The organism is Deltaproteobacteria bacterium (genome assembly GCA_017302835.1).
Taxonomy (GTDB): Bacteria; Bdellovibrionota; Bdellovibrionia; order Bdellovibrionales; family Bdellovibrionaceae; genus UBA2316.
Map to the genome: position 1 here is coordinate 55,998 of JAFLCC010000010.1, position 22,185 is coordinate 78,182.

21 protein-coding genes are annotated in these 22,185 nt (G+C 36.4%); 8 read left to right on the top strand and 13 right to left on the bottom strand.

Features of this window, described 5'->3' with window-relative positions; genetic code table 11:
• The first annotated feature begins 1 nt into the window (after window position 1).
• Together J0M15_11930 and J0M15_11935 are read left to right on the top strand one after the other, a co-directional pair.
• Entirely contained in the window at window positions 2-1,474 is a 1,473-nt protein-coding gene (locus tag J0M15_11930) for an amidase (protein ID MBN8537753.1), read from the top strand.
• Between the two features lie 8 nt (window positions 1,475-1,482).
• Window positions 1,483-1,665 carry a hypothetical protein gene (locus J0M15_11935; protein ID MBN8537754.1) on the top strand — a complete coding sequence of 61 codons (183 nt, stop codon included), beginning with the start codon at window positions 1,483-1,485 and terminating at the stop codon, window positions 1,663-1,665.
• Between the two features lie 25 nt (window positions 1,666-1,690).
• Here the strand turns inward: J0M15_11935 and J0M15_11940 are convergent, their stop codons facing one another.
• The 6 genes from J0M15_11940 to J0M15_11965 are packed head-to-tail and all read right to left on the bottom strand — an operon-like array spanning window position 1,691 to window position 9,327.
• Complete coding sequence (locus tag J0M15_11940) at window positions 1,691-2,836, bottom strand: ATP-binding protein (protein ID MBN8537755.1); 1,146 nt, start codon at window positions 2,834-2,836, stop codon at window positions 1,691-1,693.
• Window positions 2,837-2,879: 43 nt separating this feature from the next.
• Entirely contained in the window at window positions 2,880-4,556 is a 1,677-nt protein-coding gene (locus J0M15_11945; protein MBN8537756.1) for a metal ABC transporter permease, read from the bottom strand.
• On the bottom strand, window positions 4,556-5,191 hold the full coding sequence (locus J0M15_11950) for a metal ABC transporter ATP-binding protein (GenBank protein ID MBN8537757.1): 636 nt from the start codon (window positions 5,189-5,191) through the stop codon (window positions 4,556-4,558). The genes J0M15_11945 and J0M15_11950 overlap by 1 nt, the downstream gene beginning before the upstream one ends.
• Window positions 5,192-5,225: 34 nt before the next feature.
• Complete coding sequence (locus J0M15_11955; GenBank protein MBN8537758.1) at window positions 5,226-6,017, bottom strand: ABC transporter permease; 792 nt, start codon at window positions 6,015-6,017, stop codon at window positions 5,226-5,228.
• Entirely contained in the window at window positions 6,014-6,928 is a 915-nt protein-coding gene (locus J0M15_11960) for an ABC transporter permease (GenBank protein ID MBN8537759.1), read from the bottom strand. The genes J0M15_11955 and J0M15_11960 overlap by 4 nt, the downstream gene beginning before the upstream one ends.
• On the bottom strand, window positions 6,928-9,327 hold the full coding sequence (locus J0M15_11965; protein ID MBN8537760.1) for a transglycosylase SLT domain-containing protein: 2,400 nt from the start codon (window positions 9,325-9,327) through the stop codon (window positions 6,928-6,930). Before J0M15_11965 ends, J0M15_11960 begins: the two co-directional genes overlap by 1 nt.
• Window positions 9,328-9,382: 55 nt before the next feature.
• On the opposite strand from J0M15_11965, the gene radA reads away from it, so the two are divergent.
• Complete coding sequence (gene radA, locus J0M15_11970) at window positions 9,383-10,756, top strand: DNA repair protein RadA (protein MBN8537761.1); 1,374 nt, start codon at window positions 9,383-9,385, stop codon at window positions 10,754-10,756.
• 55 nt (window positions 10,757-10,811) lie between these two features.
• On the opposite strand, the gene J0M15_11975 is transcribed toward radA, so the two are convergent.
• From J0M15_11975 to glpK, 3 genes are read right to left on the bottom strand one after another with little or no spacing between them, the layout of a single operon-like run.
• Window positions 10,812-11,507 carry a PilZ domain-containing protein gene (locus J0M15_11975; GenBank protein ID MBN8537762.1) on the bottom strand — a complete coding sequence of 232 codons (696 nt, stop codon included), beginning with the start codon at window positions 11,505-11,507 and terminating at the stop codon, window positions 10,812-10,814.
• A complete protein-coding gene (locus J0M15_11980) occupies window positions 11,500-12,162 on the bottom strand; it encodes a PilZ domain-containing protein (protein ID MBN8537763.1) in 663 nt (220 codons plus the stop codon). The genes J0M15_11975 and J0M15_11980 overlap by 8 nt, the downstream gene beginning before the upstream one ends.
• A 5-nt stretch (window positions 12,163-12,167) precedes the next feature.
• Window positions 12,168-13,661, bottom strand: coding sequence for a glycerol kinase GlpK (glpK, locus tag J0M15_11985; GenBank protein MBN8537764.1), 1,494 nt, complete (start codon window positions 13,659-13,661; stop codon window positions 12,168-12,170).
• Between the two features lie 3 nt (window positions 13,662-13,664).
• Between glpK and J0M15_11990 the strand changes: the two genes are divergently transcribed.
• Window positions 13,665-14,411, top strand: coding sequence for an acyltransferase family protein (locus J0M15_11990; protein ID MBN8537765.1), 747 nt, complete (start codon window positions 13,665-13,667; stop codon window positions 14,409-14,411).
• A 17-nt stretch (window positions 14,412-14,428) separates the two neighbouring features.
• Here J0M15_11990 and J0M15_11995 read toward each other — a convergent pair whose 3' ends face one another.
• Both J0M15_11995 and J0M15_12000 read right to left on the bottom strand, forming a co-directional pair.
• On the bottom strand, window positions 14,429-14,659 hold the full coding sequence (locus J0M15_11995; protein ID MBN8537766.1) for a hypothetical protein: 231 nt from the start codon (window positions 14,657-14,659) through the stop codon (window positions 14,429-14,431).
• Complete coding sequence (locus tag J0M15_12000) at window positions 14,622-15,044, bottom strand: hypothetical protein (protein MBN8537767.1); 423 nt, start codon at window positions 15,042-15,044, stop codon at window positions 14,622-14,624. The genes J0M15_11995 and J0M15_12000 overlap by 38 nt, the downstream gene beginning before the upstream one ends.
• A gap of 530 nt (window positions 15,045-15,574) precedes the next feature.
• Here J0M15_12000 and J0M15_12005 point away from each other — a divergent pair.
• From J0M15_12005 to J0M15_12015, 3 genes are all read left to right on the top strand, one after another.
• Entirely contained in the window at window positions 15,575-16,213 is a 639-nt protein-coding gene (locus J0M15_12005; GenBank protein ID MBN8537768.1) for a hypothetical protein, read from the top strand.
• On the top strand, window positions 16,194-18,557 hold the full coding sequence (locus J0M15_12010; protein MBN8537769.1) for a hypothetical protein: 2,364 nt from the start codon (window positions 16,194-16,196) through the stop codon (window positions 18,555-18,557). The genes J0M15_12005 and J0M15_12010 overlap by 20 nt, the downstream gene beginning before the upstream one ends.
• 95 nt (window positions 18,558-18,652) lie before the next feature.
• Entirely contained in the window at window positions 18,653-18,841 is a 189-nt protein-coding gene (locus J0M15_12015; GenBank protein ID MBN8537770.1) for a hypothetical protein, read from the top strand.
• Here the strand turns inward: J0M15_12015 and J0M15_12020 are convergent.
• Complete coding sequence (locus tag J0M15_12020; GenBank protein ID MBN8537771.1) at window positions 18,821-19,930, bottom strand: hypothetical protein; 1,110 nt, start codon at window positions 19,928-19,930, stop codon at window positions 18,821-18,823. The genes J0M15_12015 and J0M15_12020 overlap by 21 nt on opposite strands.
• A gap of 165 nt (window positions 19,931-20,095) precedes the next feature.
• On the opposite strand from J0M15_12020, the gene J0M15_12025 reads away from it, so the two are divergent.
• Window positions 20,096-20,785 (top strand): methyltransferase domain-containing protein, encoded by a 690-nt coding sequence (locus tag J0M15_12025; protein MBN8537772.1) that lies wholly within the window; start codon window positions 20,096-20,098, stop codon window positions 20,783-20,785.
• A 91-nt stretch (window positions 20,786-20,876) separates the two neighbouring features.
• Here the strand turns inward: J0M15_12025 and J0M15_12030 are convergent, their stop codons facing one another.
• The gene (locus J0M15_12030; protein MBN8537773.1) at window positions 20,877-22,121 is read right to left on the bottom strand and encodes an imidazolonepropionase; all 1,245 of its coding nucleotides are present in this window, start codon (window positions 22,119-22,121) and stop codon (window positions 20,877-20,879) included.
• Window positions 22,122-22,185: the final 64 nt, after the last annotated feature.

The following is a 22,185-nucleotide window of genomic DNA, read 5'->3' on the forward strand; positions in this document are numbered from 1 at the left end:
AATGATCAATTTTTTAAAACTCAGCGCCTTTGAATTGGCTTCTTTGGTAAAAAAAAAAGAAGCGACCCCATTAGAAATTTTTGATGTTCATGCTGAATTAATTGAAAAATACAATCTCATCTTAAATGCAGCCGTTGAACTCAACCTTGAAAACGGTCGTAAACAAGCTCAAAAATATACCTCTGGTCTCATGAATAAAAAAGAGCTTCCTCCTCTTTATGGAGTTCCCTTTACCTGTAAAGAAATGTTTTCTATTAAAGGATTTAAACGAACTGGGGGAAATGTTTATTACAAAAATCAGGTAAGCACCGAAACAGCCACTATTTTTGATCGTATTTCCAAGGCTGGAGGCATTCTTTTAGCGACAACCAATGTCCCCGAATTTGGATTTTGGTTTGAAACAAACAATCAAGTCTATGGACGCACCTCAAACCCCTATAACGAAAAGAGAACTTCCGGAGGAAGTAGCGGTGGTGAAGGGGCCTTGATCGGCTTAGGGGCAAGCCCCTTTGGCCTAGCCAGTGATATTGGCGGGAGTATCCGAATTCCTGCTTCATTTTGTGGAGTATTTGGCCATAAACCTTCGGCAGGAATTATTCCACTGACGGGTCATTTTCCTATGAGCCATGCGACTCTTAAGGCTTTGCCTCTCGATAAGTACCCAATGACCACGGCAGGCCCTCTTTGTCGATCCGCTAAAGATCTACGCCCCTTGATTCAAATCTTAAAAGGACCAGATGGTATAGATCCACGATGTCGAGCCGTTGAATTCGATTTAAAGATTTCTAAGCCTAAAAAGATTTTTTTTATTTCAGATCCTCTGATTCAAGGTGCAAGTTCCACTTCTCTAGAAGTGCAAAACTGCATCATAAAATCTGTTAATTATTTAAAAGAAGTAGGCTACCCAACTGAAGAGCTTCCGCGAGATTTTTTTATTAAGGGCTTAGATCTTTGGTTTAACATTCTTAATAAAACAGATCACGTCCCCTTTGCCGATCTCGTTTCTCCAGAGAAAAAACTCAATTTTTTACAAGAACTACCCAAACTCATTTTAGGTACCTCCTCTCATACCTTACCAACCTATATCTTAAGCCTTATGGAGTTTGTTAAAGATAAAACTAAAGATGAAACAACTTCATTAGAAATTGCTAGATTAAGCTCACTGCTAGATCAGTTAAAATCAAAATTAAATCGCTTATTAAATAATGAAAATGTTCTTTTATTCCCCACTCAACCCCAACCGGCGCCTTTGCATGATTATCTTCTCGCAACCCCCTTTGATTATATCTATTGTGGAATCTTCAATGCTTTAGAAAACCCCTCAACCCAAGTACCCATTGGGATGAGTTCCAAAGAGTTACCTATCGGAATGCAAATTGTGGGACCTTTAAACTATGATCACCTAGGAATCAGTTTGGCAGAAGAACTGGAACTGGCCTTCGGCGGCTGGACGCCCCCTCGATTTAAAAGTTAAGGGCGAGGGTGGGGCCGGCAACTATTTATATCTTAGAGGCGGCTCTTTCACGAGTTAAATCAACATTGAAAATGTCCAATGATAAACTAATTTCCACTGGTAATCAAAAATTCGATACAGAGTTCAATCGAATTAAACAGATAGAAGAGATTGTAGATAGAGTGATTCATGGTAACTTCTGGCACTCCTAATGCTGTAAAAATTCTGGTTTTTCTTTTAGGTTTTCTGAGGATTCAAAATTTTCAGAATATTACTAAAAAACAATTGGGCGGGTAGAACTCGTATTCCATGAACTAATTTTTCCTCGGAACCACCATAAATAAAAATTGTTTCTGCCATGGGATAGTCTTCCTTAAATAGCAGTAAGGATTCAAAATCTTCTTTCCTCAAACGAGATGAAGGTTTAACCTCCACTGCAATGAATCTATTAGGTCCATATAAAATAAGATCAACTTCCTGATGTTTTCGTGTATGCCAAAAGAAAAGTTCATAATTCCACTCACAAAGATCATTGAGAGCACGAACATTCTGCATGACTAAGGTTTCCAGAGCAAATCCATGAATTTCACTTTCCGAGTCGAGGGGACCTCTGGGACGAATCCCTCGGTAAACCCCAGCATCAAAAAAGAAAAATTTGTTCTTTGCTATCACCTCTCTTTTGGCCCTCTTTGAAAAAACGGGAAGTTCAAAGGAAATTAACAAGTCTCTCAAAATGGAGAAATAGTCCTCAACGGTCTTTCGCTCAACGGCACAATCCCCAGCCACTTTTGAAATATTCAATGGCGAAGCTTGAGAAAAACTCGCTGCCTGCAAAAATCGACTGAATGCAGGTAGATTTCGGGTTAACCCCTCCAGCTGAACCTCCTCTTTAAGGTAGGTTCGAATATAGCTCTGAAGATATTTATGGGGGTCCATCGCCTGGGTCGCCATGGGTAAAAGACCAAACATCAGAGCCTTTTTAAGATCAAAATCTCCTTTCATCTCAACGCTAGTCATAGGATGAAAATGGTACGTGTAAGCTCGTCCAGCCAGAAGATTTACACCGGCCTTTCGTAATTTTCTGGCGCTAGAGCCAGTCAGAACAAATCGATATTTTTTCAATTCTATCAATCGATGAACTTCTTCCAAAAGATGCGGAATCTTCTGGACCTCATCAATAATGACAGGCCACTCTTCGTTTACAATAAATCGTGAAATTTCCTTAGGCTGCGCCGACAATAGATTGTAGCTCTCGTCATCTAAAAGATCGATAAAATTACTATTGATATAATTTGATTTTAGCCAACTTGATTTGCCGGTCCCCCTGGCTCCAAAAAGAAAATAACTACTCTGCGTGTCTGGTCTAAAAATTCTGGTGTACATAGTTCTATTTTGATTTAAAAAATGGAACTATGCAACCCATTTTTTACTTTTCTAAGGCTCTATAGATCATTTCTAGATTTGATAATAAATAATTCTGATATCGAAACTTCTTATCTTTAGAAACAGAAAAACTTTCACCATTTAAGGTTCCAGAAATTGGTATTTTAGCTTCTTTTGCAAGGTGCTCAATGTAGGAATTGTTTGCTGATTCTTCTCTAAAGATAGGAATTTTTTTATTTTTTTCAATCAATTTCCTCAGTTGGATCAATTCAATAGGTTTTGCATGATCATGGCTTGCAAAACCTGAAGGCGAAAAAATATCTATTTGGTATGCCATTCCTAGATAAGAAAAGGAATTATGTGAAACAATGATTTGTTTTAAGGAAATCTCATTAAAAAGTTTTAAATATTTTCTATGCAAAGATAAAATACTTGTTTCAAATCTTTTAAAATTAGAGTTTAACTTTTCCTTTTCTTCTGGAAGCAATAAGAGCAACTCCTTCAAAATACGTTTACAAATATAAATGACATTTAAGGGATGATTCCAAATGTGGGGGTCTTTATCTTTCAAATAGGGAATATTTTCTGATAAATTGACTATTTTTAAAGTTGGAAAACGCTTTACCATATCTGAAATATTAAAATTTTCAAAACCAAGTCCAATCACGAAAAAAAGATTCGCTGATTTTAACTTAACAGTATCCGTTGGTAAGATAGAATAACTATGAATCGATTTCTCTGCAGGAATCAAAGAATCAACACCTAGAGTTTGAGTCGTGACGCCCTCAAGCAGTTCATCCCCGATCGACTTTAACAACGAGAATGAATACAGAACTCTTGGTCCATGGATGTTGGAGTTTGAGTCTGCCTTTACATTAAATGGGATACATAAGATAACTAAGATCATCAGCTTCTTAAATCTTTGCAGAGGTAAGATCGTCAGAAATAATAAACCGCCAAACAAAATAATAGAAGGCCCTGTTGGTAAATTAAATTCAAATGATAATAGAATTCCTGTAAATGAAATAATCCAACCAAAAAATGCAGCCAACAATATTTGTTTTTTAATAGCTCTGGCAAAAAGTTTGGCAATCATGGCTGGAATAATTAAAAAACCGAGTGCTAAGATTGTTCCCACAGAATAAAAGGAAAGAATTAAAACCCACAAAACCAGGAAGTAAAATATATTTTTTATTCGCGATTCAGAAATTTTTAAAAATTGACTGTACTCAGGGTCGACAATAGTTTGGATTAAAGATTTATAAATTAAACTAAAACCTATTAAAACTAGAATGCCTGACCCTGCAATAAGATATATCCACTCCTTAGGCATCAATAAAATATTACCAAAAAGAAAATGCATTAAATCGATTTTCACATCAGAAATTGATAGCAAAATAATACCCAAAGAACTTAATGTTAAATAAATTAAAGCGAGAACGCTGTCATCTTTTAAAAATGATTTTTCTGTAATCCAAAACATCAAGCCTAATACAACCAAGCCAGCGACGAGCCCACCGAGGAGAAGACCTAGCGTTGAAAAACCGAAGATCATCAAGGAGAGAGCCATTCCAGGTAACAAGGAATGGCTGATGGCATCTCCCATTAAACTCATCCGTTTAAGAGTCAAAAAAACCCCTAACGGAGCGGCAACAAGACTCAATAAGAAACTGGTCGTCACGGCATAAATGAAAAAATCGTTATTTAGTAATTCAAACATCAATCCACTTCCTGACTATGATGGAAACAGGGATCAATGATTCCTGAATCTACTTGGCTTAAAGAAAGGATTTGGTCACATTTCTCTGAAACGAATTTGGAATCATGAATGGATAACAGTATGGTTACCCCTTTTTTATTTAGTTCTATCAGAAGATTTTTTAGAGATACTGCCGTTGGCTCGTCAATATTGCTTAAGGGTTCATCCAAAATTAAAAATTGAGGTTGATTGACGATACTTCTTGCAAATAAAACCTTTTGAAATTGTCCTTGGGAAAGCTCATTTAAAAAAGATTTTTTTAAATTCAAAATTTGGCAACTTTCATAAACATCAAATGAATCTATGGCTGAAGCCTTTCTTCTTGCAAGCTCGACATATTCTTCAACGGTGATTGGGAAACTTCGGTCAATCGAATAAGACTGCGGTAAATAGCCAATAGACTCCGTATTTAAATGAACATGCCCTTTATAAGAAATAATACTTAAAATCGCTTTCAGAAAAGTACTCTTACCACTGCCGTTGCTTCCAGTAAGAGCTACAAATTGCCCAGGCTTAATAGAATAATTTAAATTATCAAAAATAGTTTTTTTACCAAATGCAACGGAAAGATGATGAACATCAAGAATGTTTTTCATTAGGACTGTTTTTTAAATTTATTTTTTATAAAAATCAACCTTTTAAACTCCTTAGAATTCTTTTAAATTCAACTGAAATTAAAACTAAAAAGAAACTGGGAACTAGAAAAAGTAAAGGTTTTATAAATGCCAGTTTCCATCCTTCTGAAATAAGCCCTCCTAAAGAGAGATAAGGGGGAATAATGCCAATTCCTAAATAAGAAAGAAAGCTCTCTAACAAGATAAAATGGGGTAGGTGCTGGATTACCGAAGTTTTTAAAAAATTTATAGTAAATTTAAAAAAATGAGTTTGAATGAGATCATAAAAGCTTGCTCCTAAAAGCTTGGAACTTAATATAAATTCTTTTTCCAAAATTTGTAAAATTTCTAATCTAACGATTCTCGCTATTGACATCCACGAAACTAATGAAATGGAAAGAATTAAACTAAATATAGATTTGATGATAAGATCCATATTTCTGAATAAGCTTTGCCAAAACAAGGCCAGAACACTTACAACTAAATAGCTTGGCAAGGCATCCAACAAATCGATACATCGAGGCAACCACACACTCACTCTAAATACTTTTAGAACGGATAGACTGCCAATTATAAACCCTAATAAATGGGCCAACATCATACTAAACAATGAAATCAAAACCGACAAATAGGTGCCCTGTATACATCTTAACAAATAGTCGCGCCCTAAAGAATCTGTACCTCCAAGATAAGACCAATTTGGAGCCAGTGAAATCACATTTACATTGACGACATTCATTCGGTTCCAAAATAAAATCGGGTAAGCTATAAAAACTAAGAATAAGAAAAATAAATTTAATTTCCTCATAAAGATTTCCTGTTCTCTACTTGAAGAAATAAAATGAAAATTTCAGATATTGAATTTACGACAAAATAAATGGTACCTAAAAAAATCACACAGCCTAAAATAAGGGGCAAGTCCCTATTACTCATGGCTTCCACAAAACTGAGTCCCACTCCAGGAATCGAATAAAATGACTCAACTAAAAAGTTTCCAGAAATGAGAGTTAGAAAAGTTGCCTGTGAAAAATTAATGACGGAAGGGACAATGTTTTTAAATGAATGCCTTGTGTAAATCTGAAACAGGGATAACCCCTTGGCCTTTGCCGTTAAATTATATTGGGCCTTTGTTTCAGAGGTCCATTTCTGTAAAATTAACTCTGTAAGCTGAAATAGAGGTTTCAATGAAATAATAAAGACAGCAAAAAGATAACTTTTGATATTTTCAGAGTCATACCTGGTTGGAACAAATTCGAATTTAAAGGCCATAATATATATTATCAAGGGAAGAAGAACTAATAAAGGGATCGAATTTAAGAAATTAATCGTATAACCAAGATACTTTCTTAGCCTTTTGCTTAGCAATGCCAGCATTGAAAACAACAAAGCGATTAATACAATAATCATAAAGGAAACAAGTAAAATTTTTATCGAGGACTGATACCTACTGAGAATAATTTCTTGGACTGTCATTTTAGGACTTTGATAAGAACTACCAAAATTGAATTGATATACCTTGAATAAATATTTTTTGAGTTCAAAAAAAAAATTTTCGCTTATCTGGCTTTTTTCAACAACAATAAATTCATCTTCGATATAACTGCCTGGAAGAAATTTTAAAAATAGAAAGGTAATCACTATTAAAAAATGGATAGAAATTAAAAATTTTAGTATTCCTTTAAAAATACTTTTAACGATTCTTAAACTCAGTTCCAGCATTATATCTCTTCCCAGGTTTCTTTTGTTGGTGCTTTTTCTTTTAGAGTAAATGGCAACTTACCAGATAAAAAAGGTACGTGATCAGGCTTTGTCGAACCGTTTGGAACGTACAACTGAGAATAAATATACGAATTCGTAATTACTTTTTTAACGTAGTTTCGTGTCTCTAGAAATGGAATGTGTTCTATAAATTCATCAGTCTCTAAATGACCAAATAATTGCAGCCAATTTTTTACCCGGTGCGGACCTGCATTATAGCTGGCGGCTACCAAAGGTAGGGCTTGATTGAATTTTTTATTTAATCGTTGCAAATACTTAGTACCGATTTTTATTGCCTGCTCTGGCTCTAATAAGTATTTCGGACTGAACTGTTTATCCCCTAAAATTTCAGCAATTCGATTTCCTGTGTAGGGCATTACTTGCATCAAGCCAAGAGCCCCTACTGGAGATATCGCCTCCATACGATATTGGCTTTCGGCTTTCATGATACTCCAAACTAATTCACGATTGACATCAAATTCCTTTGCATATCTATCTACGATTTGCGGGTAGGCCCTAGGAAAGGCATATTCCCATAACTGCTTTCCTTGATTCATTCCTAATTGTACTTTCACCTTGTTAAAATAAATTTGGCTGATATGACTGGATCGGTAATATTGACCAACTAAAGAGTATTCATTCATTAATGCCTTCAAGTAATCCTTATTTTTTGTTCGTTTCTCGATGTCATATAAATCCCATTTTGCCCATTGCTCTAAACCAACAATAATCAAAGCCCTGGCCTTTTCAAATCTTTCGATAAGCTCTGGTGTCTTAAATGGAATTTCTTCATTCTCTGTCAAAATTTCAACAGTTGGAGTGGGCTCGAAAGGATCAATTTCTTCTTCGACCTGTTGATTTTCCACTAGGGAATCTTCATCTAGAATAACCTCTTCGTTAGAGGGTGATAAAAACTCCTCGATTTGAAAGCGAGAAATTTTATGAGGTATCTTAAAGGTCGCTGCCTGGGAAGCCAGTTTTATTTCTTGATTCACTTTTTCTAAACGCTTTTGCGCGGCAATAGAATAGTAACCCTTTTCCTTGTCTTGTGATAATTTTTCAAAATAAACTTTAGACTTATCTAATTTATTTTGACGGTACAAGGACATTCCAATCCAATAATTAAGTCTTTCTTGGCTTAAAGATCGGTATTTTTTTTTGTTCTTAACCGAGGAAAGTTTTTTAAAATCCGCATAAGAGCCAGAATAATCTCCTCTTAAATATCTCATCCAAGCCAAGTACCATTGGGTTTCTTTATTCAGTTTTTCATTCTTACTTACCTTTAAAAATTCCCGAAATTTTCTTGTTGCCCAATCATAATCTTGCGCCTGATAACTCATAAAAGCAGCTTGAAATAGCGCCTGTATTCCTTTCTCTGAAGTTTTATGAAGCTGATACGCTTTGTAATAGGCCGAAATCGCCGTTGGAAGATCTCCTGCACGTGCCGCGATCGGTGCAAATTGAGTTAAAAAATCATGATTGTTCTCATTTTCTTTTAGATATTTTTTAAGAACCCCATAGGCTTCCTCTAAATTTCCTTCTTGGGCAAAATAAGAAGCTAAGATTTTATCAGCTTCGAAGTCATATTTTCCTTTAAAATCTATTCTGAATTTATTAATTTCTTCAAAAGCTTTTTTTTCTAATCCGGCCCAAAGAGAATTTTTCACCCTTTTTTTAAAATCGTCGACTTCCCAAGAACAGTTGCTTGGTTTTTCATTTATCTGATTTAAGTTAAGATTATATCCCCAATTCGAAACTTTATCAAACTGAGGGTATTGAACATATAATTTCATGATATGCTTGCACTTTATAGGGTTTTTTTTTAACTGATCAGCAACACTTGCCAATTGATAAAGAATTTCAGGGTGCTGTTCAGTTCCTCGAGTGGCTTTTTCTAATTTCGTTAAAAGTTCAAATGATTCATTATATTTTTTCTCGTTAAGAGCAATTTGGCTCAGATAAAACATGGATTCATTTTTTAATTTTAAATTTGTTTTTTGTTTTAATACTAATTCAAATGACTCTTTAGCTTTAGCAAATAAATTTTGATGGTAATTAATTAGGCCAATAAAATAAAGGGTGTACTCGTTAAATACATTTTTATCTTTTTTTAAGTCAACGAAGATTTCTTCTGCTGTTGTGTACTTTTTTAATTGAAAGTAACAATAGGCTTTTTGAAACAAAAGGAGTTCTCGATCTGTAGAGTTTTTTTCTAACTCTTTATTTAATTCCAAAATAACAGTTTCCCATTGATTATTTTGAATAAGAATTCTTGTCTTCGCAAACACATCTGATTGTGAGCTGACCTGTTTGGTCGTTATAAAAATGAGCGCCACTATAAGCCAAGCAAATAATTTCATTAATTTTTCCTATCAATGATTGTCATACATCTATGGTATATGATACCCAATAGAGATGGCAAAAACGAAGTCTAAAACGATTTATACCTGTCAAAACTGTGGAGCCCAACGACCAAGGTGGGAGGGTAAGTGCAGCGAATGTAATGCTTGGAATAGTTATGTTGAGGAAATCTTTACTGAAATTAATCCCACCCAGACCAGGGGCTGGTCTGTTGATACGCAAAAACCAGTTCGGCTCAACGAAAGTCCAAAAGAAGATATTTTAAAAAGATTTGATACGGGAATTGAAGAATTCAATCGCGTTGTCGGTGGTGGCATACCCGAAGGTGGTTTTTTACTTTTGGGTGGCAGCCCAGGAATCGGAAAAAGTACTTTATTGCTCCAAATTGCTGGTGGACTGGCAATTAAGAATCTAAGTGTATTGTATATCTCGGCCGAAGAAAGTACAAATCAAACAATGTCCAGAGCCCACCGCTTGGGAATTAAATCCGCGAATGTAGAAATTGGCTCCGAAAGTGAACTAAATAAAATTATCCAGCTTGCTAAAGAATCTAAGCCAGATGTTTTGGTTATTGATTCGATTCAAACTGTTTTTCTTTCCCAACTGGAATCGGCACCAGGAAGTGTCTCCCAAGTTAGGGAGTGTGCAGCTAATTTAATGTCTTTAGCAAAGCAGTTTGGAATTGCCGTTATTCTCGTGGGTCATATTACCAAAGATGGAAGCATTGCTGGGCCGAAAGTATTAGAACATATGGTCGATTGTGTTCTTTCCTTTGAGGGCGACAACCAATCCCATTTCAGATTGTTAAAAACAATTAAAAATCGCTTCGGAGGATGTTTAGAATTAGGGATTTTTCAGATGAGCCATCGAGGCCTCGAGGAAGTGAGCAATCCTTCCGAGTTATTTTTACAGGAGCGAGGACAAAAGCCAATTGGATCAGTTGTCTTTAGTTCATTAGAAGGGCAACGAACTTTGCTCTGCGAGATCCAAGCACTTTCTTTGAACTCTCATTTACCTCTCCCTCGTCGTACAAGTGTTGGAATAGAGTTAAATCGATTGCATATGCTCACTGCTGTTCTTGAAAAACACGCACATATTCATGTTAATCAAAGTGATATTTATATTAATGTTGTTGGCGGCTTAAAAATATCTGAACCAGCTGCCGATTTGGCAATTGCTGCTGCCATTATTTCAAGTGAAAAAGATAAACCAATTGATATGAAATCCTGTTTTTTTGGAGAGGTGGGTCTCACTGGAGAAATCAGAGGTGTCATGCTTCCTGAAATTCGTGTCAAAGAAGCCATCAAGCTGGGCTTTAAAAATTTCTATTTACCCGGAGGACAAAAAAATCAAATTGAAATTCCAAAAAATAAAGACCTAAATTTTTATTTCTTGAACCATATCAAGGAAATAAATAACTTAATTTAATCCTCCTTACTTAAGGCCCTTAGAAAGGTCTAACAACGCTCATAAAACGGTGAAGTCATCCTTTTTTGATAAACTTTAAGTAAATTTCTCTTTGCACATCCATATAAAGATTTAACATTTTACCCTCAAAAAATGGATCTGAATTAATAAACTGAACGCCTAAGGCTTGGGGTAAATCTGTTAATTTAAAAATTTCTTTAGTGTGTCTTACTTCGACTTCAGCCTCAAAAGAACTTCTATTTCCAAGTGTGATTAGCATTTTGAATCTTTCCTGTGTTCTGATAAGCGGAAGCATCGAGCTTAACGAAATTTTGCAGCCTCCGCTGCTAAAATCAATCACCTTAAATTCTAATTGCATTTTTTTCCCATAAAAATCAAGAACTTTGGCTTTGGCAACATAAGAATCAGGAATTTCCATCCTTGCAGATTTCCGACGTTGCAGATAAAAAAGCTCTCCCTGAATATCAATATAGATTTGTTTCTGTACTGTTCTAACCACTCCCGAAAAAAAATACCGATCTTCTAAATAGGTAAGGTTGATGACCGCGACTTCTGGAATTTGAAGATCTAGGTCATCCCCTTTTTGGCATTCACACTCTAGGGTTCTATCGTCCAAATTTCTTTTGACAATAATTCTCTTTACATCTTGTTTTTCAACTTTTAATAAAAGAAGCGTGTTCTCAGTAGCAATCTGCCTGAAAATCCTTTTTTTATCAGAAAGGTGTACTTTTTTAAAAATATCTCTATCCATGATGTAATTCACTTTGTAATTCGGAGTATAATGTTTTTAGATAACTCTCTTGGTAATGGCTCATTTTAACGAATCTAATACCAAAGGTTTGTTTAAATTTTCCTTTCTCTGTTCTAAAGTAATGCATCAATTCCGCTTGAACTTCCACGCCATTTTTGGTTCCAATTCTTAAAGTCCCAATAAGCTCATCACCTTTTTTAAAAAGTGGAGTGTCTGTGTTCAGGGCCACTTTACAGCCAGATTCAGAGAAATCTAAAAGAACAGCCTTTAAAAAAGTTAAATTAAAATTTTGTTTTTTTATCATTAAAAAAGCCAAATATGAAGATGGAATTTTTATTCGTCTATTTCTTCGCCTCTTTAAATGGTAGAACTCAGAATCTCTTTTAAATAAAAGATAATTTCCTTCTATAAGTAAATAAGATTTAAAAAAATATCTTTCTTCCCCGTAGGGCAAAACAGCCATGGCCTCTTCCTTCGTCTTCAACGTAATCAGTTCTTTAGGTCTTTTGCAGGTAATATAATACTTTCGACCCAAGCTTTCTATACGGGTACGTATCACTTTGGAATGAGCATACTTAAATACAACCATCGTTCTATTCAAAAGAGCGTAATGTAAAATCTTTTCTTTTAACTCTTCGGTTACTTGTTTAAACATTTCCATTATTTTTGTTTCTGTATAGTTAATTGAATGGCTTGCTGCCACGATCGGTACCTAGCTGACAACTCTTTTTTATTTCTTTGCGGTTTAAACTCCCTATCTTCTTGCCATAATTTTTCTAACTCATTCTTAGATAACCAAAATCCAGATCCAAGCCCTGCAATGAATGCAACACCCACGGCAGTTGTTTCTGCAATTCTCGATCTTTTAACTGGGACATTTAAATAATCAGATTGAAGCTGCATCAATAAATTATTTTTACTAGCCCCGCCATCGACCTTTAAGAATCTAAGCTTGGACCTTGTTTCCAGTTGCATGACTTTAAAAATATCCACATTTTGCAAAGCCAAGGATTCCAAAGTAGCATACAACAGATGGGCCTTTGTTGTTTTACGAGTAAGACCATGAATTAAGCCGGTGGCCTTTTCCTTCCAGTATGGAGCACCCATACCCGTTAAAGCGGGAACAAATTCAACACCTTCTGCAGAACCTACCGAACCAGCAATTTCTTCAATATCTTTAGACTGGGTTAACAAATTCAAATTATCTCGCAACCACTGAATCACTGAACCACAATTGAAAGCTCCTCCTTCAAGAGCATAGCTAGGTTTCTCGCCCTTTAGTTCCCAAGCTAAGGTCGTTAAAAGTCCTTTTTTGGATGTGGCTATGGAATGTCCTGTGTTAAACAAAATAAAACTTCCTGTGCCAAAAGTGCACTTTGCAGATCCTTTTTGAAAACAAGTTTGGCCAAAAAGAGCTGCCTGTTGGTCCCCGGCCACCCCATGAATGGCGATGGGCGTTTGAATCAAACCAGATAACTCCGCACAATCCACTGTTCCGAAAAAATCATTGCATGGTTTTATTACCGGTAATATTTCCTTTGGTATTTTTAAAATTTTTAAACACTCAGGACTCCAATTTCTGGTTTTCAAGTCCATTAACATGGTTCTGGAAGCATTTGTCACATCTGTCGCATGAACTTTTCCTTTGGTCAGTTTCCAAATTAAGAAAGAATCGATCGTCCCAACAACAAGTTTTTTTTGCTTCAAAAGCACTTTAGCCTTTGGCACTTCATCGAGCAACCAACGAATTTTAGTGCCAGAAAAGTAGGGATCTAAAAGCAAGCCAGTAATTTTATTTAATTTTTTCTCAAATGGTTTTAATTGAGTACATAACTTTGCTGTTCTTCGACATTGCCAGACGATGGCATTATATATAGGAATCCCTGTCTCTTTGTTCCAAGCAACTATGGTTTCTCTTTGATTCGTTATTCCTATCGAGACGATATCCTTTGAGTTATATTTTTTTAGAATCTCTGTTAAGCAAAAAATAACAGAGCTCCAAATTTCTTCGGGGTTATGTTCCACCCATCCTGGTTTTGGAAATATTTGCGTGAACTCCTTTTGCTCTTGATCCACCAAAGAACCTGATTTATCAAATAAGCAAACACGAGAAGATGTTGTACCTTGATCAATAGAAAGAATATACTTAGACATACTATGATGATTAATGAATTACTTAAAAAAATCAATACAGAGTCGTTTTATTTTAAAACAATTCCCTCTCACCTTTTAGAGCTCCTAAAAATCTACTTTCGTCTAAATATAGAAGGAGCCGAAAACATTCCAAGGAAAGGTTCCGTACTAATTACTCCAAATCATTCTGGCTTTACTGGGATAGATGCCTTATTGTTAAATTATTCTATTGTTAAAGAAGCCAAACGCTACCCACGTATTTTAACCCATAAATTTTGGTTTGCAAGTCAGCTCACCGCCATTCCCTTCCAAAAAATGGGTTTCTTCGAAGCAAAATATGAAAATGGAAAAAACTTTTTATCAAAAAAAAATGCCGTTGTTCTTTTTCCAGAAGGAGAACAAGGTAATTTTAAACCCAGTCAAAAAATGTATCAATTACAAGAGTTCAAAAGAGGCTTTGTCAGAATGGCCATAGAAACAAACTCGCCGATTATTCCCGTATTGATCATTGGTGCAGAAGAATCACATATCACTCTTTCTCAATTTAATGCGAGTAAAATCTTTAAAGGCCTGACCTTGCCCCTGCCTCTAAATCTTGTTCCTTTTCCAGCTAAATGGAAAATTAAATTCCTTGAACCCATTTATTTGCCTTATGATAACTCAGCACTCAATGACAATGATCTCATTCATGAAATCGCCAGTGACATTCAAGAACTCATGCAAAAAAAACTCAATGAGGAACTAAAAAAAAGAACATCTATTTACTTTTAAGACTTTTCAATCACGCTCTATTGGCAATTGGGCTTAAAGCAAGAATCCGCCTGATCTTCAGCAATTGATTTAATAACTGCGGTCCAACCCTTTATAATAGCACCAGGTTCATCTTCATTTCGACTTCCCAATTTATTGACGATAATAGCTGCAATCACCGCAGAAATTGAAAGCAGTAATACATACTCTATTACTAACTGGCCTTTTTGGTTAAAGCCCAATTTGTGAAGGTAGCTGTTTTTTTTCATTTATTTCTTTCCATTTAAAAATGGCAATTTGAAACAAGTCTACTAGTTTTTCTATTTCAGATTCATCCATTGGTTTTTCAATGCCCAATACAATATCCTGATTCCAAATTTCCAACCCCACTGTCTTATCGGAAGAAAATCCATATTCATATTGTTCCCTATCTGGATAAATCATGACCATCATATTTGAATGAGTTTTTTTTGAGGCGGACTTAATTAACTGAAGATCTTCTTTAAACCGTTGCTGAATTTCAAAATAAACTTTCAAAGCAAAGGCTTCATGAAACTGAGCAAAATATATTCTTATAGGGCCGTCAAATATAGCTGAATTAAAAGCCAAGGTGAAATATTTAGACTGCATGATATTAGCATAGGAATTTCTCATTAATTACCCCTCCTTGGGTCCAACTAAAAGCAGCAACTCGTATGCTGCTTTTCCTAAGCTTAGGTAGATTCCAAATTAAGAATCAATTCATTTCTTACAGATCTCTCCAGATTGCCGCGCTGTTTAATTTCTCAATTTCAGAATTAAAGTTTAATGGCCTTAGATAGCTTGCCAGAAGCTGATCTCCACAATAGGAGCGCACATATCAAGATGAAACAAAATCGTCTCATGTCTCATAAGGATCCGCTGTCTCGACATAATAATTTAACTTTTTTTGTGGTTTTGCCGATCTTCTTTCTAACGAGGATTTCATTTTTTCTATTAGTATCTTTTTTCCTTTTTTTATCATCAGGATGTGGGTGGTATTCGGTAAATATTCGAGACCTTCAATCAGCAACTGACTCTTCCAAAACTGGATTAAACTTATCTTCTAAAAAATTTATTGGCCTAAACTTAAGAAATAAAGCTCCCTTTCAAGGAGCATCAACAATGGAGATTTAGAAACCACTTCTCTTTCTGTTGTGTTAAACATGACCTATTCCAGTAATTTTAAAGAGATGTACCTTACTAACGATCCAAATTGTTCTTCCGGAGGCGTATGGGAAAGCGTAGCTCTAACAAAACCTTGGAATTTAAGTTCTGATTCTTCTTTTAAAAAATCAGTTTTTGTTAAATTTAAAGATTTAGATAATAAGGTTACATCTTGCAGTTCTACTTCGATCAATTATGTAAACTCCCAACCGATGGCCCAACTATATAACTTGCCTCAAAATGGAAATAGCGATGAATACTTAGCGGTGGAAGTTGGTGGTGAGTACTTGGCCGCTTATAAATATAAATTAGGAACAACCGCAAGCATCGACTGTTCCCTGCCTTCGGGATATTCTGCTGCTGGGATTAGCCCAAAGAATTGGATTTGGGATTCATTAAATTCCTTTGGTAATGAATCTATCACCCTATGCGTGATAGGAATAAGTTCTAATGGGGTTCAGCAAGCCTATTCCGCAGCCACGAGCCACTCTTGGACCAGGTCGGCCAAATCTTATATCGAGGTTTTAGGTTCAGCGAAGTCCGTCATCGAAGGGAATCAAAATGTCCAATTCACATTGTATTCGAAAGTAGCTCCCTTATCACCCATAACAATTAACTATGATCTTTTTTTTTGGTGATCTAGTTGATGAATTGGGGTTGACCGCAGGTCAGGTGACTCTACCTGCTGGTCAGAACTCAGTAAATGTCACGGTGCCACTCGTATCAAATCCAAGCGAAGGCGCTGATAAGTTAATATCTTTAGGAATATCAAGCGTGACAGGTCCTCATGGTATTGGAAATAGCAGTATAGGAAACATTCTTGTGAGAGATGCTCAACGAGCTGCTACGGCCTCCGTTTTAGATTTTGGCTATTATGGAGAATGCCAAATATTGACAAACGGAGATTTAGTTTGCACGGGAAGTGTCGGTGGCGGAGGCGGTGCCTCTAAGTACGCAGAAGGCTATAAAAAACTTAACGTAGGAACTACTTTTAAGGAAATCATTACCGATCAAAGTTTTGATTGCGCCTTAAGTACGAGTAACGAGCTCTACTGTTGGGGTTGGGGTTTTGATGGAAATCTGGGGCAAGGAACAAATGTCGATATTGCCTCACCAACAAAAATAAACGGATTTACTTGGAAAAAAGTTGAGGCGCAACAAGACTGGAATGTCGTTTGCGGAATTGATATCAATGATAATCTTTATTGTTGGGGGGATCAATCCTATACTGATGGCGCCGTTGGCATTGGTACAACTACAGATGTAAGGTCACCAGCACTTGTTGATAGCCCGAACAAGTATGCGGAAATAAACATCACCGGTGGATCATATAATAGTAAAGTATGTGGAATCACAACTACAGGTATATTGAAATGCTGGGGTCATGGGCCCTTAGGAAATGGAACTACATCCAATAGCAACATCCCTGTGACAACGGATGCTGGTACCTTATATTCTAAGATTTTTTTAAAGGGTATATCTTGTGGAATCACCGTCGCAGGGGCCGTCAAGTGCTGGAATTCAAATCATCTGTCTCCGGTAGTACTTGATGATTCTCGTGTTTATACAAAGGTAGCAGCAGGTTCAAGTCTATGCGCCTTAACCAATCTTGGTCAGATTTACTGCTTTGGAACAAGTCCCGATTTTCAATCACCGATACTGGTTGACAGCCAGAACACCTACACTGACCTTTTTGCCTTAGATTATAACCGAGGAATGTGTGCCTTACGTTCCGATCAAAAGGTCGCTTGTTGGGGAACGCCAACTGCAGGAGATAATCAAAAATCGTACTTTTCTATGACTCCTGTTTTGTGGGATGAGGAAAGCTATGCTCGATTGAAGGTTACACGAAAAGGTATTTGTGGAATTACCATATATGGGTATTTAAAATGTATCTCTTTCCCTGATTATATTCGCTATGCTAACACCGAAGCCCCTTTAGCTAATACCGATACCCTTTTATCTTATCCAAGCACCATTAACTACAAATCAGTGAGAAATTTATGTGCTACAGATATTTCTGATAAACTTCGTTGTTGGAAAGCCACGCAAAATTCCAGTGATAATACTAATTACTATAGATCTAATCCTTTGAGCTATTTCCCAGGCGAGACATTTCAACAAATTTCTATAAAATGCGGAATAACTGGATTGGGAGTCTTGAAATGCTGGGGAGATGGCCCTTTGGGAGATGGTTCAAAAAATAAATCAGATTCACCTATTGTAATTGATCCCGGTGTCTCTTACTCGAAAATAAACGTTACCAACTTTAATCAGCGTGCTGGATTGACAACCACAGGCGATATAAAAACTTGGGGCCCGGGTGTAAACTCAGATTATTATAATCTTGGAACTGGCGATAAGTTGGAAAGGCTAACTCCAACAACTATTTTATCCAACATCACTAATTTTTCTTATAATGATAGCTTGGGTTGTGCGATAAATACCTCCGGACTGCTTAAGTGTTGGGGAAATGCCTATACTGTAAAAATGGGAGATGGGATTACTGAATACTCTTTGTCTCCTGTGAGTATATCCCCTGGAATATCATTCAGTGACGTTTCGGTTTCGAGTCAGAGGGTCTGCGCGATTCGTGCTTCAGATCATAGAGTCATGTGTTGGGGTGCTGGTCCCGTAGGAGATGGAACCTCTTCCACAAGATCAGTTTTTACTCTGACCACCGATACAAGTCCCTATGATCGTCTTGAAGTCGGAACTCTTGCCTGTGGGAAAGTAGAAACGGTAAGCCCTACAAAACAAATAAAATGTTGGGGAGAAAGTTCTAAATTATCACCAACTCTTGTATATACCGGATCTTTTAGAGATATGACTTGGGCTTCAGGTACTCTCATCATTATTGATGATAACGGAAAACTTTTCTATCTGAAGAAATCCTTCAATGTGCCTGGAGTTCCAGATGCTTCTAAATTTTTTCAGTTTGTATTGGGATTGGTTGACAGAACCCTTTCGATTCTTCCTTAATCGACTCTTTACGAAACTCAGGAACCACACCCACAAAGGGTTTTGTGTGAATTTCTGAAGAATAAAAAGTGGATAAATTTTATGGAGGAAGCGAATTGGATATCGCAAATATTTGGAATACTGAGAAGCAGATAAAAATAGCTGCAGGCTTAACTCTTGATGAAGCTAATGAACTTGTTAATGATTTTGAAATTGAACTGAATGCACTGCGATTCAATCCAAATTCCAACTCAAATAATAATGATGGATGTCCTAGAAAACTATTACGTTACAACAAGTCCTAGATCAGGATCAGACATCATGTTCATGGGAGGACTTTCCTCAAGACCAAAATGAGTCATCATCATCGCACGCACCACCACGTCTTCGCGATCACTGTCTTTGATTAATTGCATAATTTCATGATGGGACTGTCTAATCAAATCCGTAATTTTAATTGCCGTTTTTCTTGAAACACTAAAAACCCGAAAGCTAGCAGCATTGCGAATTTCTGTTTTGGCATTATTGTTTTTTAATTTATTGTTTAGAAAACACAAGCTTCGATAAGCCCAATAATTAAATAACGGCACGGTCTGACGAAAATCCGAAACTGGAAACTCCATCCAGCGGGTATTTATGCAATATTTCTTTCCGTCATACTCTATGGATTTGTCTTCTAACAGTGTGTATAGCGCCGACTCTACTTGCTTTTGAGTCATTTGTAATCGCCGAGTAATTAAACCAACGTCGTGCGTTTTTAATTTCCTATATTCCGTTGTATCAAGAAAATACAAGACGGCCGAATTGCCAGGGGCAACGAACTGACTATGAGCAATCGATTTAATCCAAGCCATTTCTTTTTTTATTTCTGGCAACGAATCTGAAACATGCAATGTATCCAAAAATTCCACAAAATGCTGCGGACGATAGGCTAATAATTTAAAAATAATGGATGCTGGAGCGGGAGTTTCTTTCTTCAGCATTCGTCGAACACGAAGCACTGGGATTTCTAAAACTTTTGAAAAATTCGAAAGATCACGGAAAAAATAAAATTCAAAAAAATGTAGTAATACCGTTGAGGAATCCGCCTGTTCTGATTCATCTAAGATTTTATATGTATCGGCAAACGTTTTAGAAATATTAATTTTTTTCAGCTGAAATACTTTTATTAAATCAGACCACATAACTATTTTGGCACCGGATTCCCATTTTCCATAAATGTTGAATTTATACTTAAGCCGTTGGCTCATTTGCATTTGGCTTTGTTTTCCTCGCAACGTTCGAAGTATTAAATTCTCAAGGTGGCGAATTTCTTTCTTGGTCTGAAACGTTTTAATATCAAAACTCTTGGGAACATAGTCACCTGAAAATGTTGAATCACCTTTTTCGATCACAAATATCCTTTTCAAATTTTTCTTAAGCCAAATATGAAACTTATTTATCACAAATGGCTTGTCTAATTACGAAGTCCACCGAATTTAAGCTAGTCACCATCTCCTCGTCCATCTAAAATTCAATCAATTACCAAATTTAAAATTGGAAAGCCCGAGGTAACAGAAATGCTTGAGCCAATCGACACCGAAAAAAAACTAAAGAAAATCAGAAAAGCCTATGACTCTCCGCCTTGGTGGTATGATATTCGTGGTTTTTTCATATTAAAACTCTCCTACAATGATTCTCTCATTCAACAAATTCGATTCTTTGGCCAGAATACTGGCGGAAGCCATCTGGAAGCGGCCATTGGTACCGGCACACTGGCTAAAATGATTTATCTCTATAATGTGTATATCCAAAGAAAACCAAAATGGCATGGATATGGCTTTGATTACTCGGATGAAATGCTTGAAGGCTCTCGGCAAAAATTTAAAGACACCGGGTTTGAAATGGTTCTTGCTGATGTCGGCAAGTTACCGTTTGAAAATGGCCAGTTTAGTACCATCAACGTCGCAAATGCATTGCATTGTTTTCCCGAACTGGATCAAGCAATCAAAGAACTGTATCGAGTGTTAAGCCGTGATGGTTCGCTCTACGTAAACGTAATTTTGTATCCCAACGAAAAAACTTTTTTCGGCCACATTGCTAAAAGAATTAGTGATTGGGGAATGAAAAAAGGAATTCTGTACCGCCCATACTACCAAGATGAAATTATTGATGCCTTTAAAAATCAGAATTTTACAATTGTTAGCGCCCAACGGTCTGGTAATAGCCTAAATCTAATTTTAGATAAGCAACGAAACAGTCTGCACTGATTGGGGATTCTTTTCTCCCGTATTTGGTTCATAATCCCATTATTTTTATTAATATTTTCTAATACGCTTTCAACTGACCTGCGTATTGTCACTAGAAGACCGCGCTGTTTAATTTTTCAATTTTAGAATCATAAAATCTTTCTGTGATGGGATTGTCCGTGCTTGAATAAAATAGATCTTGATATTCACCAGAAAGAATTGAAAAAAAGGCTTTTTTTCCTATCTCGACTGAACCATACTCCCTTTCCAATTGAAGTGCATAACTACTTCCCATGGTGTAGGCGCAAATAACTTGAGCCAAGGTCATTTTCATTTCTAAACGGGCCAGTAGCCCCACCATCATCACATCCTGGGAAGGACAGCTTCCAGGATTAAAATCAGTTGCCAGGGCCACTCTGGCCCCCTCATCAATCAATTTTTTTGCTGGAGGGTAAGAACACTTCATATAAAGATCTGCAAGAGGCAATAACACACAAGTCACTTCTGAATCAGCTACTTTTTCTATCTGCTTGTCTGAAATTTGGATCACATGATCCGCAGAAAGTGATTGAAGCTCACAAGCCAGCTCTGTCCCTCCACTCAAGGAAAGCTGATCGGCATGAATTAAGGTTTTAAAACCCAACTGACTGGAATAAACTAAGTAGTCTCGAGCCGCCTCCACTGAAAAAAAACCTTTCTCGATAAAAATGTCCACTCTCTCTGCTAATTTTTTTTTCTTTACAAGGGGAAGGACTTGATACTTTAAAAACTCGAGATATTCTTTTTCACCGTGAAATTTTTTCGGAATCCCATGGGCTCCTAAAAATGTTGGAACAACTTGAGCTCCCTTAATTTTTTTTAGAACGGCAAGGGATTTTATCTCATTTTTTAAATCCAATCCATAGCCGCTTTTTATTTCAATAACAGACACACCTTGCTGAATAAACTTGTTCACTCTCTCTTGGGTTAATTTCAGAAGTTCGTTCGCACTGATTTTATCTAACTCCCTTTGTGTCGATAAGATGCCCCCACCTTTTTGGGCAATTTCTTGATAACTCACCCCTTGATTTCTTAATTCGAACTCATCTCTTCTTGTTCCTGCAAACACGCTGTGAGTATGACACTCCACAAAGCTAGGCATCACCGTTTTGCCTTTTAGATTGATCTCCTTTTTAATTTGCGGTTTAAATACTTTGGGAATTCTTTTTAAGTCACCTAACCAAATAATTTTATTTTTAGAAACAAGTATAGATTGTTTTCCCACAATGCCTAGATCTTCGTCTTGAATGCCTCGAGCTCTTTTTTGAGCCGCTCCTGCCAAGGTTAAAACCTTATCAATGTCCCTTAGTAATATCATAACAAGTATTATGATTCACTTTCTGGGCTTACGGCAATAAAAACTTAAAAAATTTAACTTCCAC